We start from the raw sequence: 25,974 nt of genomic DNA, 5'->3' as shown, positions 1-25,974 counted from the left end.
GGGGCCGGGGGGGGGGGGGGGAGCCGGTGAAGAGCTGGCGCGGACGGCCGATCTTGTACTCGGGGTCGCTGATCATCTCGTTGAGCTGGGCGATCCAGCCCACGGTACGGGCCAGCGAGAAGATGCCGGTGAACAGGTTGACCGGGATGCCGATGGCGCGCTGCACGATGCCCGAGTAGAAGTCCACGTTCGGATAGAGCTTGCGCTGCACGAAGTAGTCGTCTTCCAGGGCGATCTTTTCCAGGGCCATGGCCAGTTTGAACAGCGGATCGTTCTCCAGGCCCATCTCCTGCAGCACTTCCTTGCAGGTTTCCTGCATGAGCTTGGCGCGCGGGTCGTAGTTCTTGTAGACACGGTGACCGAAGCCCATGAGCTTGACGCCGGAATTCTTGTCCTTGGCCTGCTTGATGAACTCACCGATCTTCTCGACGCCGCCGTTCTTCTGGATGTCGCCCAGCATGTTGAGCGCCGCTTCATTGGCGCCGCCGTGGGCCGGGCCCCAGAGACAGGCCACGCCGGCAGCGATGGCCGCAAACGGGTTGGTGCCGGAAGAGCCGCACAGACGTACCGTCGAGGTGGAGGCGTTCTGCTCGTGGTCGGCGTGCAGGATGAAGATGCGGTCCAGCGCGCGTTCGAGCACCGGATTGACCTGGTAGTCCTCGCAGGGGGTGCCGAACATCATGCGCAGGAAGTTGCCGGCATAACTCAGGTCATTGCGCGGGTACATATAGGGCTGACCCACGCCGTATTTGTAGGCCATGGCCACCAGGGTGGGCATCTTGGCGATCAGGCGGATGGCGGCAATCTCGCGGTGCTCGGGATTGTTGATGTCCGTGCTGTCGTGATAGAAGGCCGACAGGGCGCCGACCAGGCCGGTCAGCACCGCCATGGGGTGGGCGTCACGGCGGAAACCGCGCAGGAAAAACTGCATCTGCTCGTTGACCATGGTGTGCATGGTCACGCGCTTGGTGAAGTCGGTCTTCTTCTGGGCGTCCGGCAGGTCACCGTACAGCAGCAGGTGGCAGGTTTCCAGGAAATCGCACTGGGTGGCCAGTTGTTCGATCGGGTAGCCGCGGTACAGCAGTTCGCCCTTGTCACCGTCGATGTAGGTGATGGCGGACTGGCAGGACGCCGTGGACAGGAAGCCCGGGTCATAGGTGAACATGCCGGTCTGGCCATAGAGCTTGCGGATGTCGATCACGTCCGGGCCGATATTGCCCTGGTAGACCGGCAGCTCCATGCTGGGGGTGCCGTTACTGAACGACAGGGTGGCTTTGTTGTCAGCGAGTTTCATGGGGGCCTTTCAGCAGGTTTCTCTCAACATCTTCAAAACTTCTTGCACATCCGCGCGGTCCAGCTCGGAGCTGACTTCAGCCAGCGGTTTGCGGCCAAGGTGCAGGTCCAGCAGGTCGTTGTCGCTCAGATCCATCAGGTCGGTCAGACCCTGCGACTGGCGAACGGTCAGCGAGGACTCGAACTTGCGGAAAAAACGTTCGATGAAAAGGTCGTTTTCGAGCAGGCCGCGGCGGCAGCGCCACTTCAGCTTGCTCAGGGCCCTCTCGTCGATCAGTTCATTGTCCACGGCTAGTCTGCTGGTTTGCTTACACCGCGCGGGCGACCATCATTTCCTTGATCTTGCCGATGGCCTTGGTCGGATTCAGTCCCTTGGGGCAGACGTCGACACAGTTCATGATGGTGTGGCAGCGGAACAGGCGGTAGGGGTCTTCCAGGTTGTCCAGGCGCTCGCCGGTGGCCTGGTCGCGGCTGTCGGCGATGAAGCGGTAGGCCTGCAGCAGGCCGGCCGGGCCGACGAACTTGTCCGGGTTCCACCAGAAGCTCGGGCAGCTGGTGGAGCAGCTGGCGCACAGGATGCACTCGTACAGGCCGTTGAGTTCTTCACGCTCCTCGGGCGACTGCAGGCGCTCCTTCTCGGGCGGCACGTCCTCGTTCATCAGGTAGGGCTTGATCGAGTGGTACTGCTTGAAGAACTGCGTCATGTCGACGATCAGGTCGCGTACCACCGGCAGGCCGGGCAGGGGCTTGAGTACCACCGTGCCCTTGAGCGTGTTCATGTTGGTCAGGCAGGCCAGACCATTCTTGCCGTTGATGTTCATGGCGTCCGAACCGCAGACGCCTTCGCGGCAGGAGCGTCGGAACGACAGGGTGGGGTCCACCGCCTTGAGCTTGATCAGGGCGTCGAGCAGCATGCGCTCGTTGCCGTCGAGTTCGACCTCGAGGGTCTGCATGTAGGGCTTGGCGTCCTTGTCCGGGTCGTAGCGATAGATCTGGAACGTGCGTAGGGTCATGATGTCACCTGTTCTATTCAGTTGGGGTCAGAGCACATCGCTGCGCGAGTGGTCTGACCCGCAAGGTTTCAGAATGTACGAACCTTGGGCGGGACGGAGTCGACCGTCAGCGGCTTGAGGTTGACCGGCTTGTAGCTCAGGCTGTTGCTCGCGCTGTGCCACAGGGTGTGCTTCATCCAGTTGGCGTCGTCGCGGCCCAGCGGTGCCACGGCATCGTCCACCGGGCGCTCGTAGTCGCTCACGGTATGGGCGCCGCGGCATTCCTTGCGGGCAGCCGCCGAGACCATGGTGGCCTGGGCGCACTCGATCAGGTTATCGACTTCCAGCGCCTCGATGCGCGCGGTGTTGAAGATCTTGGAGGTGTCCTTCAAGCCGATGTGCTTGCTGCGCTCGCGCAGGGCGGCGATCTTCTTGACGCCCTCGTCCATGCTGGCCTGGGTGCGGAACACACCGGCGTGCTGTTGCATGGCAGCGCGCATGTCATTGGCGACGTTCTGTGCGTATTCGCCGTTGCTGGCTGAATCCAGCCGCGCCAGGCGAGCCAGCGTGCGGTCGGCGGCATCGGCCGGCAGCGACTTGTGCGACTTGGTCCGCGAGGCGAAGTCGACGATGTGGTTGCCCGCAGCACGACCGAACACCAGCAGGTCGAGCAGGGAGTTGGTGCCCAGGCGGTTGGCGCCGTGCACGCTCACGCAGGAGCATTCGCCCACGGCATACAGGCCGTTGACGATCTTGTTGCTGCTGCCGTCATGCACCACCACCTGGCCGTTGATATTGGTCGGGATGCCACCCATCTGGTAGTGGATGGTGGGCACCACGGGGATGGCTTCCTTGGTGATGTCCACGTTGGCGAAGTTGACACCGATCTCGTAGACCGAAGGCAGGCGCTTGTGGATGGTCTCGGCGCCCAGGTGGTCGAGCTTGAGCATCACGTAGTCCTTGTTCGGACCGCAGCCGCGACCTTCCTTGATCTCCTGGTCCATGCAGCGCGAGACGAAGTCGCGCGGCGCCAGGTCCTTCAGGGTCGGGGCATAACGCTCCATGAAGCGCTCGCCGTTGCTGTTGAGCAGGATGGCGCCTTCGCCGCGGCAGCCTTCGGTCAGCAGCACGCCGGCACCGGCCACGCCGGTGGGGTGGAACTGCCAGAACTCCATGTCCTGCAGCGGGATGCCGGCACGTGCCGCCATGCCCAGGCCGTCACCGGTGTTGATGAAGGCATTGGTGGAAGCGGCGAAGATGCGGCCGGCGCCACCGGTGGCCAGCAGCACGGTCTTGGCGTGCAGCACGTGCAGGTCGCCGGTTTCCATCTCCAGCGCGGTCACGCCCACCACGTCGCCTTCGGCGTCGCGGACCAAGTCCAGGGCCATCCATTCGACGAAGAACTGGGTGCGGGCTGCCACGTTCTGCTGGTACAGGGTGTGCAGCATGGCGTGGCCGGTGCGGTCGGCCGCGGCGCAGGCGCGCTGCACCGGCTTCTCGCCGTAGTTGGCGGTGTGGCCGCCGAAGGGGCGCTGGTAGATGGTGCCGTCGGGGTTGCGGTCGAAGGGCATGCCCATGTGCTCGAGGTCGTACACGACCTTGGGCGCTTCACGGCACATGAATTCGATGGCGTCCTGGTCGCCAAGCCAGTCGGAACCCTTGACGGTGTCGTAGAAGTGGTAGTGCCAGTTGTCCTCGGACATATTGCCCAGCGAGGCGCCGATGCCGCCCTGGGCCGCCACGGTGTGCGAGCGGGTCGGGAACACCTTGGACAACACGGCCACGTTCAGGCCGGCGCGCGCGAGCTGCAGGGAGGCGCGCATGCCGGAGCCGCCGGCCCCGACGATGACAACGTCAAATTTGCGCTTGGATACGGAATAGGACATGGCTCAGAGTCTCCACAGGACTTGGATGGCCCAGCCGGCGCAGCCGACCAGCCAGACGAGGGTGAATACCTGCAGGGACAGGCGCAGCCAGACCGGCTTGATGTAATCCATCCAGATATCGCGCATGCCGACCCAGACGTGCCAGACCAGCGCGATGATGATGGAGAAGGTCAGCACCTTCATCCACTGGGCGGCGAAGATGCCGGCCCAGGTTTCATAGCCGATGGGGCCGCGGGTGAACAGCACCTGGGCCAGCACCACGAAGGTGAACAGGACCATCAGGGCGGCGGTGATGCGCTGGCTCAGCCAGTCGCGCAGACCGTAGTGCGCGCCAACGACGATACGTTTGGAGCCGTAATTTACCGACATGTGTCGCTCCTTGTTTTAGTAGAGGCCGAACAGCTTGGCACCCAGCACGGCGGTCAGAGCCACGCTGAGAGTCAGGGTGACGATGGCCGAACTGCGCCCGAATTCCTTGCTCACGGCGTGGGCGACGTCCATCCACAGGTGACGGATGCCGGCAATGATGTGATGCAGGTAGGCCCAGATCAGGGCCAGTGCGACCAGCTTGAAGAACCAGCCGGGTACAAAGGCTGCGCCGGCGCTGAACAGGGCGCTGAAGCGGGCAAACGAATATTCGGAGGACACCGAGGTGTCGAACAGCCAGATGATGAAGGGCAGCAACAGGAACATCAGGGCGCCGCTGACCCGGTGCAGGATGGAGACCCAGCCAGCAGGGGGCAGGCGGTAAGTCGGAAGATCCTTGAAGGCATTGATGTTGCGGAACTCGGGCCGCTGCGGCCGGGAGGGAGTGGCAAGCTCAGTCATGGGTGGGCTTTCTGTGGATGTAACCGCTTTGTAATTTTCGGGCTTTCGCAGCGCCAAATTCTATTGCAACGCAGCATTCATTACTCTGTGGCGACGGATTCATTCTGCGATCCACCGCTCGTAACCAAGTTTCTCAGCTCAAGACATTGCGGTAATGGTGCGTGTCGGTCAGGTACAGGCCACGACGCAGTTCCATGGGGGCGTCGTTATAGGTGTAGGCAATACGCTCCACGCTCAGCAGCGGCGTGTTCTTGCCCACCTTGAGCAGGGCGCACTGGGCCGCATCGGGCAGCACGGCACGGATCTTTTCTTCGGCGCGCACCATGCGCACACCGAATTCGGTTTCGAACAATTCATACATATGGCCGTGATGCTGGCTCAGGCGCTCGGCCGTCAGGCCCTTGAAGGGCGTGCCGGGCAGCCAGAGGTCTTCCAGAATGGTCGGGCGGCCGGCAAAGGACAGCACGCGCCTGGCCTGCAGCACGCTGTCACCGGTACGCAGCGCCAGCGCGCGCGCGATCTCGGCTGGCGCGCGCAGTCGCTTGCAGTCGATGATATTGCGCTCGGCCGGGCCCTCGCTCTGGCGGTCACCCTGATCGGGCATCAGGCGCAGGAAACGGTACTGCACATGCTGTTCTGCATGGGTGGCCACGAAGGTGCCCTTGCCCTGGCGGCGCACCAGCAGGTGTTCGGCCGCCAGTTCGTCGATGGCCTTGCGCACCGTGCCCTGGCTGACCCGGTAGCGTGCGGCCAGGTCCATTTCGCTGGGAATGGCCTCGCCCGGTTTCCATTCGCCTGATTGCAGGCTTTGCAGGATCAGGCCCTTGATCTGCTGGTACAGGGGGCTGAAGGCCGGCGCAGCCCCTCCCGGCCCGCCGCTTTCTGCGGGGGTGTCGGCCAGGGGGAGCGAGCTGGGGGTCATAAGGACGGCCGGGTCATGAAGTGAGGAGGATTATGAGCCCGAATCATATCTTATATAAGACATAAGACAAATTGATAAATTGGTGTTTTCGCGATACACTTTCGGGTATATCCGGGGTACCGCCGGCATGCTGTCCGGCGCGGTTCCATGGTCACCCATCCCACATCACCATCTGGAGTTTCCAACATGAGCAAAAAGCCCGTTCGCGTCGCCGTCACCGGTGCCGCCGGTCAAATCGGTTACGCCCTGCTGTTTCGCATCGCTTCCGGCGAAATGCTGGGCAAGGACCAGCCCGTCATCCTGCAACTGCTGGAAATCCCCGACGAGAAGGCCCAGAAGGCGCTCAGGGGCGTGATGATGGAACTCGAAGACTGCGCTTTCCCGCTGCTGGCCGGCATGGAAGCCCATAGCGACCCGATGACCGCCTTCAAGGACACCGACTACGCCCTGCTGGTGGGTTCGCGTCCGCGCGGCCCGGGTATGGAACGTGCCGAGCTGCTGGCCGTCAACGGCGCCATCTTCACGGCCCAGGGCAAGGCCCTGAACGCCGTGGCTTCGCGCAAGGTCAAGGTGCTGGTGGTCGGCAACCCCGCCAACACCAATGCCTACATCGCCATGAAGAGTGCACCGGACCTGCCACGCAAGAACTTCACCGCCATGCTGCGCCTGGACCATAACCGTGCCGCCAGCCAGATCGCCGCCAAGACCGGCAAGGCCGTGGCCGACATCGAGAAGCTCACCGTCTGGGGCAACCACTCGCCCACCATGTACGCCGACTACCGCTTCGCCACCATCAAGGGCGAGAGCGTGGCGAAGATGATCAATGATCAGGAATGGAACGCCAATGTGTTCCTGCCCACCGTGGGCAAGCGCGGCGCGGCCATCATCGAGGCGCGCGGCCTGTCTTCCGCCGCGTCGGCGGCCAACGCGGCCATCGACCACATGCGCGACTGGGCCTTGGGCACCAACGGCAAGTGGGTCACCATGGGCATCCCGTCCGACGGCCAGTACGGTATCCCGAAGGACGTGATGTTCGGCTTCCCTGTCACCTGCGAAGGCGGCGAGTACAAGCTGGTCGAGGGCCTGACCATTGACGAATTCAGCCAGAAGTGCATCGACAAGACCCTGGCTGAACTGGTGGGTGAGCAGGACGGCGTGAAGCACCTGCTCTAAGTCCTGCGCGTCTGACGTCATGGCCCATCCGCGCGATATCCTCCTCGGCGCCCAGGCTGCGGCCGGCTTCCTGCCGGTCTGCGACCATTACAGCGGCGTCGAGGTGCGCATGCGCAAAAGCCTGCAGTTGCAGGCCGAGATGACGGCCGAGTTCGGCGCCTGCGTGTTCGATGTCTCGCTGGATTGCGAGGACGGTGCGCCCGTGGGCGGCGAGCGTGACCATGCCCAGATGGTGGTGGCGCTGGCGAACGAGGCCCAGGCCAGTGCACGCAAGGCAGCCTTGCCTGCAACGCCGCGCATCGCAGTGCGCGTCCATCCGGTGGATCACGCGGCCTTCGAGGCCGATGTAGCGGCCATCGTCGGTGGCGCCGGCCAGGCCCTGTGCCATCTCATGATTCCGAAGGTCGAGACGGTGGCCGATGTCGAGCGCGCCGTGGCGGCCGTCGATGCGGCCGCCCGCGGCGCTGGCCGGACCGACCCCTTGCCCTTGCAGGTGCTGCTGGAGTCGCCGGCCGCCGTGCACCGTGCCTTTGACATCGCCGCACATCCGCGCGTGCAGTCCATCAGCTTCGGTCTCATGGATTTTGTCTCGGCGCATGGCGGGGCCATTCCCGACAGCGCCATGAGTTCACGACCCGACAGCGTGACGGGCGAACTGGGTCAGTTCAGTCACCCTCTGGTGCGGCGCGCCAAGCTCGAGATCGCCTCGGCCTGCCACGCGCACGGCAAAGTGCCTTCTCATTGTGTGGTGACTGAATTCAGCGACACTGAAGCCATGAAGGCTGCAGCCCGCAAGGCCTCGCGCGAGTTCGGTTACACGCGCATGTGGAGCATCCACCCGAGCCAGATCCGCCCCATCCTGGAGGCGCTCGCGCCCAGCGGGGCCGATATCGAGCGCGCCGCCGCCATCGTCCAGGCGGCCGAACAGGCACAGTGGGCTCCCGTGAGTTACGAAGGACAACTGCACGACCGTGCCAGCTACCGTTATTTCTGGCAGGTGCTGGAGCGCGCCCACCAGACCGGGCGCGCCCTGCCTGTTGCCATGCAAGCCTATTTCGCGACCCCGGTCGCCCTGAAAACCCCCGCTGTCCCCGCCTGAGGCGAGAGCGCTTTTTTGAATTGCTAAGAAGGAGTCACCATGTTGCAAGCCTACCGCGCCCATGTCGCTGAACGAGCCGCACTCGGCATCCCCCCGCTGCCGCTGACGGCCAAGCAGACCGGCGAGCTGATCGAGTTGCTCAAGAACCCGCCCAAGGGCGAAGAGACCACGCTGGTCGAGCTGATCACCCACCGCGTGCCCGCCGGTGTGGATGACGCGGCCAAGGTCAAGGCCAGCTACCTGGCCGCCGTGGCCCACGGCACTGAAAAATGCGCGCTGATCTCGCGCGAGAAGGCCACTGAGCTGCTGGGCACCATGCTGGGCGGCTACAACCTGACCCCGCTGATCGACCTGCTGGACGACGCCCTGGTGGGCAAGGTCGCCGCCGAGGGCCTGAAGAAGACCCTGCTGATGTTCGACCAGTTCCACGACGTGCAGGAAAAGGCCGCCAAGGGCAACGCCAACGCCAAGGCCGTGGTCCAGAGCTGGGCTGATGCCGAGTGGTTCACCAGCCGCCCGGAAGTGCCCAAGAGCATCACGCTGACCGTGCTCAAGGTGACCGGCGAGACCAACACCGACGACCTGTCGCCCGCGCCCGACGCCTGGAGTCGCCCGGACATTCCGCTGCACGCCCTGGCCATGCTCAAGAACAAGCGCGACGGCATCACGCCCGAGGAAGATGGCAAGCGCGGCCCGATCAAGTTCATCGAGGACCTGCGCGCCCGCGGCAACCTGGTGGCCTATGTGGGCGACGTGGTGGGCACGGGTTCTTCCCGCAAGTCCGCCACCAACTCCGTGCTGTGGTTCACCGGCGAGGACATCCCCTTCGTGCCGAACAAGCGTTTTGGCGGCGTCTGCCTGGGCTCCAAGATCGCCCCGATCTTCTACAACACGATGGAAGACGCCGGCGCCCTGCCGATCGAGCTGGACGTGAGCCAGATGAACATGGGCGACACCATCGAACTGCGCCCCTATGAAGGCAAGGCCCTCAAGGATGGCAAGGTCATCGCCGAATTCACGGTTCGCAGCGAGGTGCTGTTCGACGAGGTGCGCGCCGGTGGCCGCATTCCGCTGATCATCGGCCGCGGCCTGACCGGCAAGGCGCGTGAGGCCCTGGGCCTGCCCCCGAGCACCCTGTTTCGCCTGCCGCAAGTGCCCAAGGCCACCGGCAAGGGTTTCACGCTGGCCCAGAAGATGGTCGGCCGCGCCTGCGGCCTGCCCGAAGGCAAGGGCGTGGTGCCCGGCACCTATTGCGAACCCAAGATGACTTCGGTCGGCTCGCAGGACACCACCGGCACGATGACGCGCGACGAGCTCAAGGACCTGGCCTGCCTGGGCTTCAGCTCTGATCTGGTCATGCAGTCCTTCTGCCATACCGCTGCTTACCCGAAGCCGGTGGACGTGAAGATGCACCACGAACTGCCCGAGTTCATGAGCAACCGCGGCGGCATCTCGCTCAAGCCCGGCGACGGCATCATCCACAGCTGGCTCAACCGCATGCTGCTGCCCGACACCGTGGGCACCGGCGGCGACAGCCACACCCGTTTCCCCATCGGCATCTCCTTCCCGGCCGGTTCCGGCCTGGTGGCCTTTGCCGCTGCCACTGGCGTCATGCCGCTGGACATGCCCGAGTCGGTGCTGGTGCGCTTCAAGGGCAAGATGCAGCCCGGCGTCACCCTGCGTGACCTGGTGCACGCGATTCCGCTCTACGGCATCAAGCAAGGCCTGCTGACGGTCGAGAAGAAGGGCAAGAAGAACGCTTTCTCGGGTCGCATCCTCGAGATCGAGGGTCTGCCCGACCTGAAGGTCGAACAGGCCTTTGAGCTGGCCGACGCTTCGGCCGAGCGCTCGGCTGCCGGTTGCACGGTGGCGCTCAACAAGGAACCCATCATCGAGTACATCAACAGCAACATCGTGCTGCTGAAGAACCTGATCGCCAATGGCTACCACGATGAGCGCACCATCAGCCGCCGCATCAAGGCCATGGAAGCCTGGCTGGCCAAACCGGACCTGCTCAAGGCCGACAAGGATGCCGAGTACGCCCATGTGGTCGAGATCGACCTGGCCGAGATCACCGAACCCATCGTCTGCTGCCCGAACGACCCGGACGACGCCAAGACCCTGTCCGACGTGGCCGGCGCCAAGATCGACGAGGTCTTCATTGGCTCCTGCATGACCAACATCGGCCACTTCCGTGCCGCCTCCAAGCTGCTCGAAGGCAAGAAGGACATCCCGGTCAAGCTGTGGATGGCCCCGCCCACCAAGATGGATGCGCAGCAGCTGAGCGAGGAAGGGCACTACGGCGTCTTCGGCGCGGCCGGTGCCCGCATGGAAATGCCCGGTTGCAGCCTGTGCATGGGCAACCAGGCGCAGGTGAAGGAGGGCGCCACCGTGATGTCCACCAGCACCCGCAACTTCCCCAACCGCCTGGGCAAGAACACCAATGTCTATCTGGGCTCGGCTGAACTGGCCGCCATCTGCTCCAAGCTGGGTCGCATCCCGACCAAGGCCGAGTACCAGGCTGATATGGGCGTGCTCTCGGCCAATGGCGACAAGGTCTACAAGTACCTGAACTTCGACCAGATCAGCGAGTACAAGGACGTGGCCGACAAGGTCACCGCCTGATTCGCACGGTCTGCTGATCTGAAGCCCTGCGGCGTGAGCCGCAGGGCTTTTTCCATGGTCCCATCGATAATCCCGGCCATGAGCACCCTCCAGTCCCTTCCTTTCTCGCTGCAGACAGTGCTGCTGTTGATCGGCAGCAACGTCTTCATGACTTTTGCCTGGTACGGCCATTTGAAGAACCTGGCGACCGCGCCCTGGTACTGGGCGGCGCTGGCCAGCTGGGGCATTGCCCTGTTCGAGTACCTGCTGCAGGTGCCGGCCAATCGCATCGGTTTTCAGCAGGCTGGTTTCACGGTGGCCCAGCTCAAGATCGTGCAGGAAGTCATCACGCTCAGCCTCTTCGTTCCTTTTGCCGTTCTGTACCTGAAGGAGCCGTTCAAGCTCGACTACCTTTGGGCAGCGCTGTGCATGGTGGGGGCGGTGTACTTCATCTTTCGTTCTGCCTGAGACCTCAGCGATCCGGAGAAATACCCCGGTTAAACTCCACGGCAAACCAGTCCAACGACCGAACCAGAATCAGGAGCTAGTCATGCTGTTTGGAAAATTGATGCCGCGCGACGGCAATTTCTTCGAGATGTTCAACCAGCATGCAGACCGCATCGTGGAAGCGGCAAGGGCCTTCTCCCAACTGGTGGCTCACTACAGCGACCCCAACCTGCGCGAGCAGTACAACCGCGACGTAGACAGCGCCGAGCAGGCTGCCGACCGTATCACGCACGAGGTCAACAAGGCCTTGCACAAGACCTTCATCACCCCGATCGACCGTGAGCAGATCCACTCGCTGATCAACACCATGGACGATGTGGCCGACCTGATCCAGGACTCGGCCGAGACCATGGCCCTGTACGACGTTCGCCACATGACCGAGGAGATCGTGCGCCTGACGGAGCTCAGTGTGAAGTGCTGCGAGCGTGTCAAGGATGCGGTCTACCTGCTCAACAACATTGGCGATCCCAAGACGGCCGAGGCCGCACTCAAGACCTGTGAGGAAATCGACCGCCTGGAATCCGACGCCGACCGCGTGATGCGCAATGCCATGAGCAAGCTGTTCCGTGAAGAGCCCGATGTGCGTGAGGTCATCAAGCTCAAGGCCATCTATGAGTTGCTCGAAACCGTGACCGACAAGTGCGAGGACGTGGCCAACCAGATCGAGGGCATCGTCCTCGAAAACGCCTGAGCGCCTGTCCTCCCATGGAAAACATTCCGCAAACCGCCCTCTGGGTGATCATCCTCCTGGTGTTCCTGGCACTGGCCTTCGACTTCATGAACGGCTTTCATGACGCGGCCAACTCGATCGCCACCGTGGTTTCTACCGGCGTGCTCAAACCCGGTCAGGCGGTGCTGTTTGCCGCCTTCTTCAACGTCATCGCCATCTTCATCTTCCACCTCAGCGTGGCAGCGACGGTGGGCAAGGGCATCGTGCAGCCGGGGGTGGTCGATACCCATGTGGTGTTCGGCGCGCTGATCGGTGCCATCAGCTGGAACTTCATCACCTGGTATTACGGCATCCCCAGCAGTTCCTCGCACGCCCTCATCGGTGGCATCGTCGGCGCCGTGATCGGCAAGGCGGGTACGGATGCGCTGCTCTCTGCGGGCATTCTCAAGACGGTGGTATTCATCTTCGTCTCGCCTTTCCTGGGTTTCCTGCTGGGGTCGCTGATGATGCTGCTGGTGGCCTGGGTCTTCCGCCGCAGCTCGCCTTCGCGCGTGGACGGCTGGTTCCGCCGCCTGCAACTGGTCTCGGCTGGCGCCTACAGCCTGGGCCACGGCGGCAACGATGCGCAGAAGACCATCGGCATCATCTGGATGTTGCTGGTCGCCACGGGTTACATGACGTCCACCGACAAGGCGCCGCCGTCCTGGGTGGTGGTGAGTTGCTATATGGCCATCGGCCTGGGCACGATGTTCGGCGGCTGGCGCATCGTCAAGACCATGGGGCAGAAGATCACCAAGCTCAAGCCGGTCGGCGGTTTTTGTGCCGAGACGGGTGGGGCCATCACGCTGTTCCTGGCCACCAGCCTGGGTATTCCAGTCTCCACGACGCACACCATCACTGGCGCCATCGTCGGCGTGGGGTCGGCCCGGCGCGCCAGCGCGGTGCGCTGGGGTGTGGCCGGCAATATCGTCTGGGCCTGGATCTTCACCATCCCGGCCAGCGCTTTCGTGGCCATCATGGCCTACTGGATCAGCCTCGGGTTGTTCTGAACGGGGATGCAATCATGAAAAAAGGGCCGCGCGGGCCCTTTTTTCATGTGGCAATTCACTGACTTATCTTGCGCGCTTCCTCGATCTGGTACTCGAAATAGCGCTGGAAGCTGAAGGCGATGCTCGACAGCAGGACTGCCGCGCCGATCAGCAACGCTGTGGCGACTGCGCCTATGGTCAGCCAGCCGGTCTGACCGGCCGGCGCGTCGGCTGGCGCCTGCGGGTTGAAGCGGGCGTTCCATTGCTCCGGCGTCATCAAGCCGTAGACGATGGCGTTGAGCGCGCAGCCGGCGAAGGTGAAACCCAGCAGCGGGACCAGCACCCAGCTCCAGGGGTCGTCCACGCCATATTTCAGGATGCGCTCAATGCCGTAAAGGCCCAGCGCCGTGGGCACGGGCAGCAGCCAGCCGAGCGTGTCGCCCAGGCCCCGCAGGTAGAAGCGGTGCAGGCCCAGCGGGCCCGTCAGAAAGGTCAGCCACACGGCCAGGGTCTTGTTTTTCAGCATGGGCTTATTGTGCCGGGAAAGGGGGCATGGACGTGCCCATTCCCGAGCCCAGTTCAGGGGGCGGGTAGTACAGGCTATAATCGCAGGCTCTTCGGTGTGTCGCTGGCCGGGTGGCCAGTCGCGTGTCTCAAACATCGGAAGAATCGCGGCGTGCAGCTCATGCGGCATGCTTCACCCACCCAAAGGACAAATCATGGTCGTGATTCGACTTTCCCGTGGCGGCGCCAAGGCCCGTCCGTTCTTCAACATCGTCGTAGCCGACAAGCGTACCCGTCGTGACGGCCGCTTCATCGAGCGCATCGGTTTCTACAACCCGATCGCTACCGCCAGCGAGGAAAGCATCCGTATTGCCCAGGACCGCCTGACCTACTGGCTGGGCGTCGGTGCCCAGGCTTCTCCCACCGTGGAACGCCTGATCAAGCAGTCTGCTGCCAAGAAGGCCGCCTGACCTGATCCCCCATGACGCTCGAGCTCGAAGCCGCTGAATTGCCAGCGGATGCCATCGAAGTCGGGCGCATCCTTGATGCCTGGGGCATCAAGGGTTGGTTCAAGGTTCAGCCTTACAGCGCCTCTGCTGAGGCGCTGTTTTCTTCCAAGCGCTGGTTCCTTCTGCCGTCCGAAAGAGGTGCCAAGACCTTTACCGGTCCGGTGCAGCTGTCCATCAAGGAAGCGAAAGAACACTCGGATTCGGTGGTTGCCATGGCGCACGACGTGCCCGATCGCGACACCGCCGAGGCCCTGCGCGGTGCTCGCATCTTCGTGGCCCGCTCCAGCTTTCCCACGCCTGACTCGGACGAGTACTACTGGGTTGACCTGATCGGCCTGGATGTGGTCAACCGCGAAGACCTGCATCTGGGGACGGTGCAGGAACTGCTGTCCACCGGCCCGCAGACCGTGCTGGTCATCGCCTACGAGCAGGACGGCAAGCCGGCCGAGCGCATGATCCCCTTCGTGTCAGCCTATGTCGACAATGTGGCCTGGGCGCCCCGCCGCATCCGCGTCGACTGGCAACCCGATTTCTGAGACGGGGCGTGCGCCATGCGCTTTGACGTCCTGACCCTGTTTCCCGAACTGTTTGCCCCGCTGCTGAGCAGTGGCATCACACGCCGCGCCTATGAGTCCGGTCAGGTTGATGTGCACCTGCACAACCCGCGTGACCACGCCGAAGGCAATTACCGCCGTGTCGATGACCGTCCCTTCGGCGGCGGTCCCGGCATGCTCATGATGGCCGAGCCACTGGCGCGTTGCCTGCAGCAGGCCCAGGCCCAGCGGGCCACGCCGGCCCCGGTTGTGCTGTTTTCTCCCTTGGGCCAGCCCCTGACCCACGCCAAGGTGGAGCGCTGGGCCGCCAGCGAAGGCGCCGTGCTGGTCTGTGGTCGTTACGAGGGTATCGACCAGCGTTTCATCGACACCCATGTGACCGAGCAGATCAGTTTGGGGGATTTCGTGTTGTCGGGCGGCGAGATCGCCGCCATGGCCCTGCTGGACGCCGTCGCCCGCCTGCAGCCCGGCGTGCTGGGTGACGCTGACAGCCACGCCCTGGACAGTTTCAATCCGGCTCTGGATGGTCTGCTGGACAACCCGCACTACACCCGGCCCGAATCCTGGGAGGGGCAGGGCGTGCCTGAGGTGCTGCTGTCGGGCCACCACGGGCAGATCGAGCGCTGGCGTCGCGAGCAGCGACTGGCGCTGACCGCCCGGCTGCGGCCCGAGCTGATCGCCCGGGCCCGCGCCGCCGGCCGCCTGAGCCGTCAGGACGAGGCCTTCCTGGCCGGCTTGCCCGGGACAGCTGCCTGAAGCGGGCGCTTCCTGCTATAATTTCAGGCTTTCCAGATCCTCTGGCCGGCCGCTGTCCCTTTGTGGCTCAGCACTGCGTGTCATCCCGACACGGGCGCGGACAAGATCATTAGAGGTAAACATGAACCTGATCCAGACCCTCGAGCAAGAGGAAATCGCCCGCCTGGGCAAGAAAATCCCTGAATTCGCACCTGGTGACACCGTCATCGTGAACGTCAACGTGGTCGAAGGCACCCGCAAGCGCGTGCAGGCCTACGAAGGCGTGGTGATCGCCAAGCGCAACCGTGGCCTCAACAGCGGCTTCACCGTGCGCAAGATCTCCAGCGGCGAAGGCGTGGAACGTACCTTCCAGACCTACAGCCCGCTGATCGCCAGCATCGAAGTCAAGCGCCGCGGCGATGTGCGCCGTGCCAAGCTGTACTACCTGCGCGACCGTAGCGGCAAGTCGGCCCGTATCAAGGAAAAGCTGGTCAGCAAGGCCGCTGCTTAATCGCCGGTCCGCTGTCCGAACCAGCCGCCCTCGCTTCTGCCCGGGCGGCTTTTTTGTTTTTGTCTTCGGCCCGCTGCGCTTGACTTCGCTGCGCGAAGTGAGCCTGCGACGCAACCCGCCAACTGGCGGGTTGTGGCCTTGTAGCAGATACTTATAACGTGTCTTCCGCCGATCACATCACCCCCCTGTCCAAGCTGCCCAACTTCGATCCGCGCACCGTGCCGGTGGTCGGCGTCGACGCGCATCTGCCCCCGGTACCGGCCGAACGCCTGCTGGCAGAGTCCCTGCGCCGGCGTTTTGCCACGCCGCCGGCCTGGGAGCCCGAGGTGCGCGCTGAACCGCGTTTCACGCAGCGCAAGCCGGCGCAGGCCGCCGTGCTGCTGCCCCTGGTAGCCCGGGCCGAGCCCACCCTGCTGCTGACCCTGCGCACCAGCCACCTGGCCAACCATTCCGGGCAGATCGCCTTTCCCGGCGGCAAGGTCGATCCGACCGACGTCGACGTGGTGGACGCCGCCTTGCGCGAGGCCGAAGAAGAGGTGGGGCTGACGCGGGACTTCGTCCAGGTGCTGGGCACGCTGCCCGTCTACACCACGGGAACGGCTTTCGTCATCACGCCGGTCGTGGCGCTGGTGCGGCCCGGCTTCACACTCGCGCCCAACGCGGGCGAGGTGGCCGATGTGTTCGAGGTGCCGCTGTCCTTCCTGCTCGATCCGGCCAACCACCGGCGCCACGCCTTCGAGTTCGAGGGGTTGCGTCGCGAATGGTTTTCCATGCCCTGGCAGGACGCCGGGACCGAGCGCTACATCTGGGGGGCCACGGCGGGCATGCTGCGCAATTTTTACCGTTTCATGGCGGCCTGAGCGGACGCCGCAAGCGGCGAGTCAGTTTGCCATCGGTATGATCGTGACATGAGTTTTTTCTCCATCCTGCTGGCCCTGTTGATCGAGCAGGCGCGTCCGCTGGCGCGCGGCAATGCTGTGCATGCCGGCATGCGCAGCTGGCTGCGCTGGGTGGTGCGCAAGCTCGACGCGGGGGAGACCTCGCATGGCTGGCTGGCCTGGGGCTTTGCCGTCCTGCTGCCCAGCGGGATTGCCCTGCTGATCTACTGGCTGCTGTACCAGTTCGTGGGCTGGCCATTGGCCATGCTGTGGAACGTGGCCGTGCTCTACGTCACCCTGGGCTTTCGCCAGTTCAGCCATCATTTCACCGCCATCCGCGATGCACTCGAAGCCGGCAACGAGGAGGAGGCGCGCCGCCTGCTGGCCGAGTGGCGGCAGATCGATGCCAGCGAACTGCCGCCGCGCGAGGTCGTGCGTCACGTCATCGAATTCTCCGTGCTCGCGGCCCATCGCCATGTCTTCGGTGTGCTGAGCTGGTTCATCGTGCTGGCTGTCCTGGGGCTGGGTCCCGCGGGTGCCGTGCTGTACCGCCTGGCAGAGTTCGTCACGCGCTACTGGCCGCACGTCTCGCGGCGCCAGGCGCCTTCGGTGAGTGATGCCGCCTGTGGCGCGGCCTCACGTGCCTGGTCATGGGTGGACTGGCTGCCCGCACGCATCACCGCGCTGGGTTTTGCCGTGGTTGGCAGTTTCGAGGATGCCGTTGACAACTGGCGTCGTTATGAATCGCTGCCCGAGAGCGAGGGCGTGGGGGGCAACGATGGCCTGATCGTGGCGGCCACGGCCGGCGCCATCAACGTGCGCCTGGGCACCACGGCCATGGCCCAGGCGGAGACCCAGGCCCAGTCCGACATGCCGGCCGCCTCGGCCCGGCACGAGCCGCAACTGGCCCACCTGCGCAGCATTGTGGGCCTGGTCTGGCGCTCGGTTGTGTTGTGGATGCTGCTGCTGGCGCTGTTGACGCTCGCCCGCCTCATCGGGTAGCCCAGCGCCTCAGTAGCGCGGGGCTTGCGACAGCTCGGCGTGCAGCTCGCTATAAATTCTGTAGCGCGACGGGCTGATGCCCGACCCCCCGGCTTTTTCATCCACCGCGGCGATCACGCCGCAGCCGGGCTCATGCAGGTGGCTGCAGTTGTAGAAGCGGCATGCGCCCGCGTGCTCGCGCAGGTCCGGCATCAGGCCCGCCAGTTGTGCGGCCTCGATGTGTTGCAGGCCGAACTCCTGGAAGCCGGGTGAATCGAGCAGGGCCGTGCGATGGGCCGCATCGACCCAGTACCACCGGGTGCTGGTGGTGGTGTGCTTGCCCGAGTTGAGTGCAGTGGAAATCTCACCCGTCGGGGCTTGCGCACCCGGTACCAGCCGGTTGATCAGCGTGCTCTTGCCCGCGCCCGAAGGGCCCAGCACCAGCGTCGCGCGCCCGTCGAGTTCCTGCTCCAGGGCGGCCAGCGTGCCATCGCTGCCGGTACCCTGCGCCTTCAGGCTCAGGGGCAGCACGGTGTAACCCATGAGCCGGTAAGGCGCCAGCCGGGTCCAGGCGCGAGCAAACAGCTCGGGCAGGTCGCTCTTGTTGAGCACGATCAGCGGCCGGATGCGTTCGGCCTCGGCAGCGATCAGCGCGCGCGCCAGCTGACTCTCGGAAAATTCGGGTTCCGCGGCGATCAGGATCAGCACCTGGTCCAGGTTCGCGGCGAAGCTTTTGGTGCGGATCTCGTCCTGGCGGTAGAAAAGGTTGCGTCGCGGCTCCACCTTCTCGATGCTGCCTTCGTCGGTGCTGGCCAGCCAGAGCACGCGGTCACCGACCACGGCCTGACTCTTCTTGCCGCGTGGGTGGCAGATGAGCTGGCGGCCTTCCGGTGTTTCTACCACCACGTGGCGGCCGTGGCTGGCGACCACCAGGCCGTGTTCGAGTCCGGGGGGCTTGCTCAAGACGAGCCCCGCAGCGCGTCGACCCGGGCCGCACAGTCGAAATCGACGCGCGTGATGCCGCCGGCGTCGTGCGTGCGCCAGGCCACCGTGCAGTGCCCGTAGCCCACGTGCATGTCGGGATGGTGGTCCCGCCCCTGCGCGATCCAGGCCACGGCATTGGCAAAGGCCATGACCTCGGGGTAGCTGGCGAATTCGTAGCGGCGGGCGATGGCCAGTTCCGCGCCGTCACCCCGCAGCGTCCAGCCGGGGTGCTGGGCCAGCTGGGTCACGAGTTCGGTCGGGCCCAGGGGGCGGCGTGCGTTGCCCTGCGGCGCGCTGCTCATGCGAGGCCCAGTCGTGCCAGGCGCTGGCTGGCCGGCGGGTGCGAGTAGTAGAAGGCCACGTAGAGCGGGTCCGGTGTCAGGGTCGAGGCATTGTCCTCGTACAACTTGAGCAGGGCGCTGGCCAGATCCCGGCCCTGGGTCTGCGTGGCGGCGTAGGCATCGGCCTCGAACTCGTGCTTGCGCGAGGACAGCGCCATGAGGGGCGCGATGAAAAAACTGAACACCGGTGAGACCAGTACGAAGAGCAGCAGGGCCAGGGCATCGTTGGGTACGGCATCGGCCGCGCCCAGGGCGGGCACCAGCAGCTGCAGGCTGGGCGTGGCGCCCAGGCCGGTGTAGAACCAGGCCTGCGTGGCCAGCCAGCCCAGCAGCGCGAAGCCGGCCAGGCTGATGGCGAACAGGATCACGATGCGCTTGAGGATGTGCTTGTGCTTGAAGTGGCCGAGTTCGTGCGCCAGCACGGCGTCGACCTCGCCCGGGCTGAGCTTGGCCAGCAGGGTGTCGAAGAAGACCACACGCTTGGCGGCGCCGAAGCCCGTGAAGTAGGCATTGGCGTGCGCGCTGCGCCGGCTGCCGTCCATCACGTACAGCCCCTTGGCCGAAAAACCGCAACGCTGCATCAAAGCGGTCACGCGTGCCTTCAGCGTCTCGTCCTCCAGCGGCTGGAACTTGTTGAACAGCGGTGCGATGAAGGTCGGATAGATCAGCAGCAGCAGCAGGTTGAAACCCATCCAGATGCCCCAGGCCCAGAGCCACCACAGGGTGCCGGTGGCCCCCATGACCCAGAGGATGAGGGCGGCAATCGGCAGGCCGATCAGGGTGCCCAGCACGGTGGATTTCACGAGGTCGACCAGCCAGAGCTTGAGTGTCATCTTGTTGAAGCCGAAGCGCTGCTCGATCACGAAGGTCTGGTACAGGGTCAGTGGCAGCTCGATCAGGCCACCGATCAGCACAAAGCCGGCGATCAGCGCCAGCTGCTGCAGCATGCCGCCGCCCAGCCAGGCCAGCAAGGCCTGGTTCAGCGCATCCAGGCCGCCCAGCAGCGTCCAGCCCAGCAGCAGGGCCGCGCCCACGGCGGTTTCGATCAGGCCGAAGCGCACCTTGACCACGGTGTAGTCGGCGGCCTTCTGGTGTGCCGCCAGCGGCATGGTGTCGGCAAAGGCGGACGGCACCAGAGCGCGGCGGCTGGCCACATGGCGCACCTGGCGCGTGGCCAGCCAGAACTTGACGGCCAGGCCCAGCAGCAGGGTTGCGGCAAAGACCAGGGTCAGGGCCAGGCTGGGATTGAAGGCGGGAGCAGAGACAGCGTTCATGGGCGAGGAGTTTAGGTCATCGGCGACAATCGGGCCCATGAGCGACAACGTTACCCCACTCGGCAAATCTGATCTCAACCTGGTCTGGCTCGATTGCGAGATGACCGGCCTGGACCCCGAAAAAGAACGCCTCATCGAAATCGCCGTCATCGTCACCGGCCCGAATCTGGAGCCGCGCGTCGAAGGCCCGGTGCTGGTGATCCACCAGAGTGACGAGATCCTGGGCAAGATGGACGCCTGGAACAAGGGCACCCACGGCCGCAGCGGCCTGATCGACAAGGTCAAGGCCTCGACCCTGACCGAAGCCGAGGCCGAGGCGCAGCTGATCGCCTTCCTGGCCAAGTACGTGCCCAAGGGCGTCGCGCCCATGTGCGGCAACAGCATCGGCCAGGACCGGCGCTTCCTGGCCAGGTACATGCCCAAGCTGGAGGCCTTTTTCCATTACCGCAATGTGGATGTGAGCACTTTCAAGGAGCTGGCGCGGCGCTGGCGGCCCGATGTCTACAGCGGCTTCAAGAAGGCGCAGAAACACACGGCGCTGGCCGATGTGAACGAGTCCATCGACGAGTTGCTGCACTACCGCGAGCACTTCCTCAAGCTGGCCTGAAGCCGGGCGGTGGCAATTGATTAGGTGAAAACCCTGATCTGTGTCATAATTCGCCTTGCGCTGCAAAACGCGGCGCTTTTCGTGCATCTCCCCTCACACACCGGACTCCGGTTTCGATCTTCACGATCGTCAATCTGAATGAGTCCCCGGTGCCGGTCCCAACCGGTGCAGGTTTTGTTTGATGGTTGATGTCTTTTAACCATCAGCGAAACACCCGCAGTCCCTGCGGCGTTCGCGTGTGAGAAAAATCTAAATGACCGACGCTTTTGAAGTGACGGGCGAATTTGCGCCTGCCGAATCCATTCTTTCCACCGACACCGCCGTGGCGGTCGAGGCCGAAGTGACCGAAACCCTGCCCAACGGCTTTGTGCAGCTGGGCCTGGCGCCCGAGCTGGTGCAGGCTGTGGCCGATCTCGGCTACACCCAGCCCACCACCGTGCAGGAGCGTGCCATTCCCCTGGCCATGCCCTCCGGTGCTGCCGGCGAAGCCCAGCGTTATATCGACCTGATGGTCTCCAGCCAGACCGGCAGCGGCAAGACCGCCGCCTTCCTGCTGCCCGTCCTGCACACCATCCTCCAGCAGCAGGCCCAGGCCGCTGAAGATGAGCGTGCCGCTTACGAACGCGCGGCTGCCGAAGCTGCCGCCAAGGGTGAGCCGGCTCCGAAGCGCCCCAAGCGCCAGGACCCGACCAACCCGCGCCATTTCAAGGCCGCCGCACCCGGCGCCCTGATCCTGTGCCCGACGCGCGAACTCGCCCAGCAGGTGGCGCATGACGCCATCGAGCTGGTCAAGCATTGCCGCGGCCTGCGCATCGCCAATGTGGTGGGCGGCATGCCCTACCAACTCCAGATCGCCAAGCTGCAGAACGCCAACCTCGTGGTGGCCACCCCCGGCCGCCTGCTGGACCTGCAGCGCTCCATGCAGATCAAGCTCGACCAGGTGCAGTTCCTGGTGGTGGACGAGGCCGACCGCATGCTCGACCTCGGTTTCTCCGACGACCTCGCCGAAGTCAACCAGCTGACCGCCCAGCGCCGCCAGACCATGATGTTCAGCGCCACGTTCGCGCCGCGCATCCAGCAGCTCGCCATGCGCGTGATGCACGACAACGGTTCGGGCGTGAAGAAGGTGCAGATCGATTCGCCCCAGGAAAAACACGCCAACATCAAGCAGTCGCTGTTCTGGGCCGACAACGCCCAGCACAAGCGCCAGCTGCTGGACCACTGGCTGCGTGACGCCTCCATCGATCAGGCCATCGTGTTCGCCAGCACCCAGGTGGAGTGCGACGGCCTGGCCAACGACCTGCAACAAGATGGCTTCTCCGCCGTCGCGCTGCACGGCGCCCTGAGCCAGGGCCTGCGCAACCGTCGCCTGATGGCGCTGCGCCAGGGCCAGGTGCAGATCCTGGTGGCCACCGACGTCGCCGCGCGCGGCATCGACGTGCCCACCATCACCCACGTCTTCAACTTCGGCCTGCCGATGAAGGCCGAGGACTACACGCACCGTATCGGCCGCACCGGCCGTGCTGGCCGCGATGGCCTGGCCATCACCTTTGCCGAGTTCCGTGACCGTCGCAAGATCTTCGACATCGAGGCTTACAGCAAGCAGCCCATCAAGGCCGAAGTGATCCCTGGCATGGAGCCCAAGCAGCGCATGCCCGAGTCGCGCCCCGGCTCCAACTTCGGTGGCCGCAACAGCCGCGGTGGCAATGACAACTTCTCGCGCGACCGCAAGTTCGGCGGCGGTGGTGCACCCCGTGGTGGCTTCGGCGGCGGCAACCGTGGCGGTGATTTTGGTGGCGCGCCCCGCGGTGGTGACTTCGCTGCGCCGCGTGGTGATTTCGGCGCCCCCCGCGCCGGCTTTGGCGACCGCGACGCCCGCGGCCCGTATCAGGCCCGTGACGGCGGTTACCAGAACCGTGGCCACGAGGGCGCGCCCGAAGGCCGCAGCTACGAGCGCAAGGGCGGCTTCAACGACCGCTTCGCCGGCGATGGCCGCCGTGAAGGTGCCGCACCGCGCGGTGATTTCGCGGCGCGCAAGCCGGCCTTTGGTAAGCCCTCCTTCGCCAAGCCCGGCGCTGGAACCGGCAAGGTCTTCGTGCCGCGTGACGCCGCCAAGCGCTCGCCGCGCCCGGCCCGCTGATCAGCCAGCGACCTGACCCGGAACCCGCCCGCAGTGATGCCGGCGGGTTTTTTCATGCGCGCGGCGCTGACGTCGTGCGCAGCCAGTCACCGCTGACGACCACCCGCATCTGGGCGAAGGTGGACAGGCACAGGCATGGCTATTCACGAAAAAGCAGGCGGTGTTCAGTGGGCGCGCTAGACTTGCCAGCGCAAAAAACAATTTGTTACAAACAAGGCGGTGCCCACATGAATCTGGCGACAAGGGGTGCGGTGTACGTCGGTCTGGTCATGAAGACCAGCGTGACTGCGCTGGGCGAACCGATCGCCGGACCTCGCCTCATGGGCACGGGCCGGTGCAGCCCGGCCCCCGGTGCGATGCCATGACGCTGCGACTGCGCAGGGGCAGGCAGGGCTGGAGCGCGTTGCTCGGTGGCCTGGCTCTGTTCGCCGGCTTGGCGGCCCCCAACCTCGATCAGCTGCAGCAACTCGCGCTGAGCCGCTACGGCGAAGAGGTGGCGCGGCAGGTGGGAGAGTGGAGAAGCATGCTGCCTGTTCGGCAGGGGCCTGGCGATCTGGAGAAGCTTGAAAGCGTCAACCGCTACTTCAATCGCCGCATCCGCTGGGTGGAGGATCCAGTGTTGTGGCAGCAGGATGACTACTGGGCGACGCTGCTCGAAACCCTTGCCAAGGGGGCGGGCGATTGCGAAGACTTCGCCATTGCCAAATACGTCAGCCTGCTGCTGGCCGGCGTGCAGGAGCAGAAACTGCGCCTGACGTATGTCCGCATGCAGCGAAGCCCCCACGCCCAACCCGAAGCGCACATGATCCTGGCTTACTACGCCGCTCCGGCCGGCGAGCCGCTGATTCTGGACAACCTCGATACCGAGATCAAGCCCGCCTCGGGCCGGCCGGACCTCACACCCGTCTACGCCTTCAATGCCAGCCAGCTCTGGTTTCGTGGGCCCAGTCCGTCGAGTTCGGATCCGACGGCGCGCATCTCGCGCTGGCGCGACGTGCTGGCGCGCCTGCAGGCGGAGCACACCTTGTAGGAAAACCTTTCAGGGAGAAGCACCATGTCACTGGTCAAACGTTTGTGGATCGTCGTCGTACTCATCATCGTGGCCACTGTGCTGACGGCGGGCATCATCAACATTCACTCGGCGCAGCGCTACCTGGAGAACGAGCTCAAGGTCAAGAACCTCGACACCGCCACCGCGCTGGCCCTCACCGTCTCGCAAAGCGCCACCGATGCGGTCATGGTCGAGCTGCTGCTGAGTTCCCAGTTCGACCTTGGCCACTACCAGCGCATCGACTACCTTGCGCCTGACGGAAGCCTGCGCGCGCATCGCGAGCGCGTCAGCCGTCCGCCAGCGGTGCCGGCCTGGTTCATGCGGCTGTTCCCGATCACGGCCGAGCCCGGCGTGGCCATGCTCCAGAGCGGCTGGAGTCAGCTGGGCAGCATCCGCCTGTACAGCGACCCATCGTTTGCCTATGACTCGCTGTGGAAATCGACTCTGGTTCTGGCCCAGATGTTCTCGTTTGGAGGCGTGCTGGCCGGCCTGCTCGGCATGGTCTACATCCGGCGCGTGCTGCGACCACTCAAGGGCGTGGTTGCGCAGGCCGAGGCCCTGGCCGAGCGGCGCTACCTGGAAATCAGGCCGCCGCGCACCTTGGAGTTCCGCCTCATCATCGAAGCCATGAACCGGCTGACGCAAAAGACGAAGTCCGTGCTGGATGACGAGTCAGCCCGCCTGAGCAAGCTGAAGACCGAGCACGAAGTCGACCCCATCACCGGTTTCATGGTGCGAGATGTCTTTCGACGGAACGCCGCTGCCGAGATCGAGCGTGAAGATACCCATCCTCAGGGCCTGCTGCTGCTGGTGCACATCGCCAACCTCGACGAACTCAATCGCGAGATCGGTCGCCATCAGACCGACCGTTTGATCAACATGCTGGCGCAGCAGATGCGCCAGGCGCTGCAGTCCCCTGCAGGCACGCGGTATGGCCGGCTCGGCGCTTCGGACTTCGCAATCCTGCTGCCGGGCCAGAGTGAGAGTGCGCCGCTGCAGCAGCAGTTGCATGCAGGCATCCTGCAGATCGAGCACGGCCACTTGCTGCAACTCAGCTATGGCGCGGCGCGCTACGGGCCGGGCAGCGGCATGTCCGAGTTGCTCGCAAGCTGCGACCAGAACCTCACGCCGGCCGGTGCCGGCGGGCCGGTCGTGCAGATGCCCGAGAGCAGTGTTTCTCCCCGTCCGGCGCGTGTATGGGTGGAGATACTGCAGGTCGCGCTGCGCCAGCACGAATTCCAGCTGGCCCTCTATCCGGTGCGTGGTCGCGACCACAGCTACCTGAATACCGAGGCGCCGGCACGCATCCACTCCAGCGTGTGCGGCGAGACGCTGGTGGCCGGAGCCTTCTTGCCCTGGGCGCGGCGCGAAGGTCTGGTCGGCCAGGTTGACCTGGAGATCCTGGCCCAGACGCTTGCCGCGGTTGAACGCCATGGCCATGCCATCTGTATCAACCTCGGCTACGAATCGGTGTGCGATGAAGTGCAATTGCAGCGCATCATCGAGAAGCTCGACCTGCACAGGACACTGGCTCCCCGGCTTTGTCTTGACGTGGCAGAAGACGTTGCTTTCGAGCACCCGCAGGCTTTTGCCCGCTTCTGTGAGCGCATCCTGCCGTTGGGTTGTCAGATCGGCGTCGAGCACCTCGACCATCACGTCGGCCACCTGGCGCGCCTGCACGGACTGGGTCTGCACTACGTCAAGCTCAGCCGGGCCTTGGTGCAGGACGTGCAGCAGGAGATAGCGGTACAGACGCTGCTGCGCGGTCTGTGTACCGTTGCCCACACCATGGGCCTGCAGGTCATCGCCGAAGGTGTATCGCGTGCTGACGACGTGCCGTTGTTGTTTGAACTGGGATTCGACGGTGTGACCGGCAGCGCAGTTGCCTGATGCCCCGATGACG

General features: G+C 64.6%; 27 protein-coding genes. 16 read left to right on the top strand and 11 right to left on the bottom strand.

The window, feature by feature from the left end; translation table 11 throughout:
- The 7 genes from gltA to AO057_RS15810 form a co-directional block, all read right to left on the bottom strand.
- Nucleotides 1-1,294, bottom strand: a 1,294-nt coding sequence (gene gltA / locus AO057_RS15840; protein ID WP_240480799.1) for a citrate synthase, incomplete at its 3' end; no start/stop codon positions are given.
- Between the two features lie 9 nt (nt 1,295-1,303).
- Nucleotides 1,304-1,582 (bottom strand): FAD assembly factor SdhE, encoded by a 279-nt coding sequence (locus AO057_RS15835; RefSeq protein WP_057676854.1) that lies wholly within the window; start codon nt 1,580-1,582, stop codon nt 1,304-1,306.
- Between the two features lie 19 nt (nt 1,583-1,601).
- Entirely contained in the window at nt 1,602-2,306 is a 705-nt protein-coding gene (locus tag AO057_RS15830; RefSeq protein WP_057676853.1) for a succinate dehydrogenase iron-sulfur subunit, read from the bottom strand.
- 68 nt (nt 2,307-2,374) lie between these two features.
- Nucleotides 2,375-4,171 carry a succinate dehydrogenase flavoprotein subunit gene (gene sdhA / locus AO057_RS15825; RefSeq protein ID WP_057676852.1) on the bottom strand — a complete coding sequence of 599 codons (1,797 nt, stop codon included), beginning with the start codon at nt 4,169-4,171 and terminating at the stop codon, nt 2,375-2,377.
- 3 nt (nt 4,172-4,174) lie between these two features.
- A complete protein-coding gene (gene sdhD / locus AO057_RS15820) occupies nt 4,175-4,540 on the bottom strand; it encodes a succinate dehydrogenase, hydrophobic membrane anchor protein (RefSeq protein ID WP_057676851.1) in 366 nt (121 codons plus the stop codon).
- Between the two features lie 15 nt (nt 4,541-4,555).
- Nucleotides 4,556-4,999, bottom strand: a complete 444-nt coding sequence (gene sdhC / locus AO057_RS15815; protein WP_057676850.1) for a succinate dehydrogenase, cytochrome b556 subunit — start codon at nt 4,997-4,999, stop codon at nt 4,556-4,558.
- Nucleotides 5,000-5,132: 133 nt separating this feature from the next.
- Nucleotides 5,133-5,921, bottom strand: coding sequence for a GntR family transcriptional regulator (locus AO057_RS15810; RefSeq protein ID WP_057676849.1), 789 nt, complete (start codon nt 5,919-5,921; stop codon nt 5,133-5,135).
- 186 nt (nt 5,922-6,107) lie between these two features.
- On the opposite strand from AO057_RS15810, the gene AO057_RS15805 reads away from it, so the two are divergent.
- The 6 genes from AO057_RS15805 (at nt 6,108) to AO057_RS15780 (ending at nt 13,023) form a co-directional block, all read left to right on the top strand.
- The gene (locus AO057_RS15805) at nt 6,108-7,094 is read left to right on the top strand and encodes a malate dehydrogenase (RefSeq protein WP_057676848.1); all 987 of its coding nucleotides are present in this window, start codon (nt 6,108-6,110) and stop codon (nt 7,092-7,094) included.
- Nucleotides 7,095-7,113: 19 nt separating this feature from the next.
- Nucleotides 7,114-8,193, top strand: a complete 1,080-nt coding sequence (locus tag AO057_RS15800; RefSeq protein ID WP_057676847.1) for an HpcH/HpaI aldolase/citrate lyase family protein — start codon at nt 7,114-7,116, stop codon at nt 8,191-8,193.
- Between the two features lie 39 nt (nt 8,194-8,232).
- Complete coding sequence (gene acnB / locus AO057_RS15795) at nt 8,233-10,818, top strand: bifunctional aconitate hydratase 2/2-methylisocitrate dehydratase (RefSeq protein WP_057676846.1); 2,586 nt, start codon at nt 8,233-8,235, stop codon at nt 10,816-10,818.
- A gap of 78 nt (nt 10,819-10,896) precedes the next feature.
- Complete coding sequence (locus tag AO057_RS15790) at nt 10,897-11,265, top strand: DMT family protein (RefSeq protein ID WP_057676845.1); 369 nt, start codon at nt 10,897-10,899, stop codon at nt 11,263-11,265.
- Between the two features lie 82 nt (nt 11,266-11,347).
- A complete protein-coding gene (locus AO057_RS15785; RefSeq protein ID WP_057676844.1) occupies nt 11,348-11,995 on the top strand; it encodes a DUF47 domain-containing protein in 648 nt (215 codons plus the stop codon).
- A gap of 14 nt (nt 11,996-12,009) precedes the next feature.
- Nucleotides 12,010-13,023 (top strand): inorganic phosphate transporter, encoded by a 1,014-nt coding sequence (locus AO057_RS15780; protein WP_057676843.1) that lies wholly within the window; start codon nt 12,010-12,012, stop codon nt 13,021-13,023.
- 55 nt (nt 13,024-13,078) lie between these two features.
- Here AO057_RS15780 and AO057_RS15775 read toward each other — a convergent pair whose 3' ends face one another.
- Nucleotides 13,079-13,525: a TM2 domain-containing protein gene (locus AO057_RS15775; protein ID WP_057677338.1), complete on the bottom strand. Its 447-nt coding sequence runs from the start codon at nt 13,523-13,525 to the stop codon at nt 13,079-13,081.
- A 196-nt stretch (nt 13,526-13,721) separates the two neighbouring features.
- Between AO057_RS15775 and rpsP the strand changes: the two genes are divergently transcribed.
- From rpsP to AO057_RS15745, 6 genes are all read left to right on the top strand, one after another.
- The gene (rpsP, locus tag AO057_RS15770) at nt 13,722-13,976 is read left to right on the top strand and encodes a 30S ribosomal protein S16 (RefSeq protein ID WP_057676842.1); all 255 of its coding nucleotides are present in this window, start codon (nt 13,722-13,724) and stop codon (nt 13,974-13,976) included.
- Between the two features lie 11 nt (nt 13,977-13,987).
- A complete protein-coding gene (gene rimM / locus AO057_RS15765) occupies nt 13,988-14,551 on the top strand; it encodes a ribosome maturation factor RimM (protein WP_057676841.1) in 564 nt (187 codons plus the stop codon).
- Between the two features lie 15 nt (nt 14,552-14,566).
- Complete coding sequence (gene trmD / locus AO057_RS15760; protein ID WP_057676840.1) at nt 14,567-15,325, top strand: tRNA (guanosine(37)-N1)-methyltransferase TrmD; 759 nt, start codon at nt 14,567-14,569, stop codon at nt 15,323-15,325.
- Between the two features lie 121 nt (nt 15,326-15,446).
- Complete coding sequence (gene rplS, locus AO057_RS15755) at nt 15,447-15,815, top strand: 50S ribosomal protein L19 (protein ID WP_057676839.1); 369 nt, start codon at nt 15,447-15,449, stop codon at nt 15,813-15,815.
- Between the two features lie 158 nt (nt 15,816-15,973).
- Nucleotides 15,974-16,675, top strand: a complete 702-nt coding sequence (locus tag AO057_RS15750; RefSeq protein WP_240480798.1) for a CoA pyrophosphatase — start codon at nt 15,974-15,976, stop codon at nt 16,673-16,675.
- A 48-nt stretch (nt 16,676-16,723) separates the two neighbouring features.
- Nucleotides 16,724-17,695: a CobD/CbiB family protein gene (locus AO057_RS15745; protein ID WP_057676838.1), complete on the top strand. Its 972-nt coding sequence runs from the start codon at nt 16,724-16,726 to the stop codon at nt 17,693-17,695.
- A gap of 9 nt (nt 17,696-17,704) precedes the next feature.
- Here AO057_RS15745 and rsgA read toward each other — a convergent pair whose 3' ends face one another.
- The 3 genes from rsgA to AO057_RS15730 are packed head-to-tail and all read right to left on the bottom strand — an operon-like array spanning nt 17,705 to nt 20,273.
- The gene (gene rsgA / locus AO057_RS15740) at nt 17,705-18,673 is read right to left on the bottom strand and encodes a ribosome small subunit-dependent GTPase A (RefSeq protein WP_156404586.1); all 969 of its coding nucleotides are present in this window, start codon (nt 18,671-18,673) and stop codon (nt 17,705-17,707) included.
- The gene (locus tag AO057_RS15735; protein WP_057676836.1) at nt 18,634-18,960 is read right to left on the bottom strand and encodes a 4a-hydroxytetrahydrobiopterin dehydratase; all 327 of its coding nucleotides are present in this window, start codon (nt 18,958-18,960) and stop codon (nt 18,634-18,636) included. The genes rsgA and AO057_RS15735 overlap by 40 nt, the downstream gene beginning before the upstream one ends.
- On the bottom strand, nt 18,957-20,273 hold the full coding sequence (locus AO057_RS15730) for a M48 family metallopeptidase (protein WP_057677336.1): 1,317 nt from the start codon (nt 20,271-20,273) through the stop codon (nt 18,957-18,959). Before AO057_RS15730 ends, AO057_RS15735 begins: the two co-directional genes overlap by 4 nt.
- 37 nt (nt 20,274-20,310) lie before the next feature.
- Here AO057_RS15730 and orn point away from each other — a divergent pair, with 37 nt between their 5' ends.
- The 4 genes from orn to AO057_RS15710 all read left to right on the top strand — a co-directional run bounded on the left by orn (nt 20,311) and on the right by AO057_RS15710 (nt 25,961).
- Nucleotides 20,311-20,880, top strand: a complete 570-nt coding sequence (gene orn, locus AO057_RS15725; RefSeq protein WP_057676835.1) for an oligoribonuclease — start codon at nt 20,311-20,313, stop codon at nt 20,878-20,880.
- Between the two features lie 253 nt (nt 20,881-21,133).
- Nucleotides 21,134-23,020 (top strand): DEAD/DEAH box helicase, encoded by a 1,887-nt coding sequence (locus tag AO057_RS15720; RefSeq protein ID WP_057676834.1) that lies wholly within the window; start codon nt 21,134-21,136, stop codon nt 23,018-23,020.
- 361 nt (nt 23,021-23,381) lie between these two features.
- Nucleotides 23,382-24,050, top strand: a complete 669-nt coding sequence (locus AO057_RS15715) for a transglutaminase-like cysteine peptidase (protein ID WP_082605594.1) — start codon at nt 23,382-23,384, stop codon at nt 24,048-24,050.
- Between the two features lie 24 nt (nt 24,051-24,074).
- Nucleotides 24,075-25,961 (top strand): bifunctional diguanylate cyclase/phosphodiesterase, encoded by a 1,887-nt coding sequence (locus AO057_RS15710; protein ID WP_057676832.1) that lies wholly within the window; start codon nt 24,075-24,077, stop codon nt 25,959-25,961.
- The last annotated feature ends 13 nt before the right edge of the window (nt 25,962-25,974 follow it).

The sequence above is a fragment of the Curvibacter sp. PAE-UM genome, from assembly GCF_001432305.1.
Classification (GTDB): Bacteria; Pseudomonadota; Gammaproteobacteria; order Burkholderiales; family Burkholderiaceae_C; genus Hylemonella.
Note: the sequence above shows the minus strand (reverse complement) of the source record. Positions and strands in the feature narration are given on the sequence as shown.

Excerpts from the sequence above, each read along its gene's own strand:
- AO057_RS15830 (WP_057676853.1), bottom strand. The coding sequence starts at position 2,306 with ATGACCCTACGCACGTTCCAGATCTATCGCTACGACCCGGACAAGGAC.
- sdhA (WP_057676852.1), bottom strand. The coding sequence starts at position 4,171 with ATGTCCTATTCCGTATCCAAGCGCAAATTTGACGTTGTCATCGTCGGG.
- sdhD (WP_057676851.1), bottom strand. The coding sequence starts at position 4,540 with ATGTCGGTAAATTACGGCTCCAAACGTATCGTCGTTGGCGCGCACTAC.
- sdhC (WP_057676850.1), bottom strand. The coding sequence starts at position 4,999 with ATGACTGAGCTTGCCACTCCCTCCCGGCCGCAGCGGCCCGAGTTCCGC.
- AO057_RS15810 (WP_057676849.1), bottom strand. The coding sequence starts at position 5,921 with ATGACCCCCAGCTCGCTCCCCCTGGCCGACACCCCCGCAGAAAGCGGC.
- AO057_RS15805 (WP_057676848.1), top strand. The coding sequence starts at position 6,108 with ATGAGCAAAAAGCCCGTTCGCGTCGCCGTCACCGGTGCCGCCGGTCAA.
- AO057_RS15800 (WP_057676847.1), top strand. The coding sequence starts at position 7,114 with ATGGCCCATCCGCGCGATATCCTCCTCGGCGCCCAGGCTGCGGCCGGC.
- acnB (WP_057676846.1), top strand. The coding sequence starts at position 8,233 with ATGTTGCAAGCCTACCGCGCCCATGTCGCTGAACGAGCCGCACTCGGC.
- AO057_RS15790 (WP_057676845.1), top strand. The coding sequence starts at position 10,897 with ATGAGCACCCTCCAGTCCCTTCCTTTCTCGCTGCAGACAGTGCTGCTG.
- AO057_RS15785 (WP_057676844.1), top strand. The coding sequence starts at position 11,348 with ATGCTGTTTGGAAAATTGATGCCGCGCGACGGCAATTTCTTCGAGATG.
- AO057_RS15780 (WP_057676843.1), top strand. The coding sequence starts at position 12,010 with ATGGAAAACATTCCGCAAACCGCCCTCTGGGTGATCATCCTCCTGGTG.
- rpsP (WP_057676842.1), top strand. The coding sequence starts at position 13,722 with ATGGTCGTGATTCGACTTTCCCGTGGCGGCGCCAAGGCCCGTCCGTTC.
- rimM (WP_057676841.1), top strand. The coding sequence starts at position 13,988 with ATGACGCTCGAGCTCGAAGCCGCTGAATTGCCAGCGGATGCCATCGAA.
- trmD (WP_057676840.1), top strand. The coding sequence starts at position 14,567 with ATGCGCTTTGACGTCCTGACCCTGTTTCCCGAACTGTTTGCCCCGCTG.
- rplS (WP_057676839.1), top strand. The coding sequence starts at position 15,447 with ATGAACCTGATCCAGACCCTCGAGCAAGAGGAAATCGCCCGCCTGGGC.
- AO057_RS15745 (WP_057676838.1), top strand. The coding sequence starts at position 16,724 with ATGAGTTTTTTCTCCATCCTGCTGGCCCTGTTGATCGAGCAGGCGCGT.
- AO057_RS15735 (WP_057676836.1), bottom strand. The coding sequence starts at position 18,960 with ATGAGCAGCGCGCCGCAGGGCAACGCACGCCGCCCCCTGGGCCCGACC.
- AO057_RS15730 (WP_057677336.1), bottom strand. The coding sequence starts at position 20,273 with ATGAACGCTGTCTCTGCTCCCGCCTTCAATCCCAGCCTGGCCCTGACC.
- orn (WP_057676835.1), top strand. The coding sequence starts at position 20,311 with ATGAGCGACAACGTTACCCCACTCGGCAAATCTGATCTCAACCTGGTC.
- AO057_RS15720 (WP_057676834.1), top strand. The coding sequence starts at position 21,134 with ATGACCGACGCTTTTGAAGTGACGGGCGAATTTGCGCCTGCCGAATCC.
- AO057_RS15715 (WP_082605594.1), top strand. The coding sequence starts at position 23,382 with ATGACGCTGCGACTGCGCAGGGGCAGGCAGGGCTGGAGCGCGTTGCTC.
- AO057_RS15710 (WP_057676832.1), top strand. The coding sequence starts at position 24,075 with ATGTCACTGGTCAAACGTTTGTGGATCGTCGTCGTACTCATCATCGTG.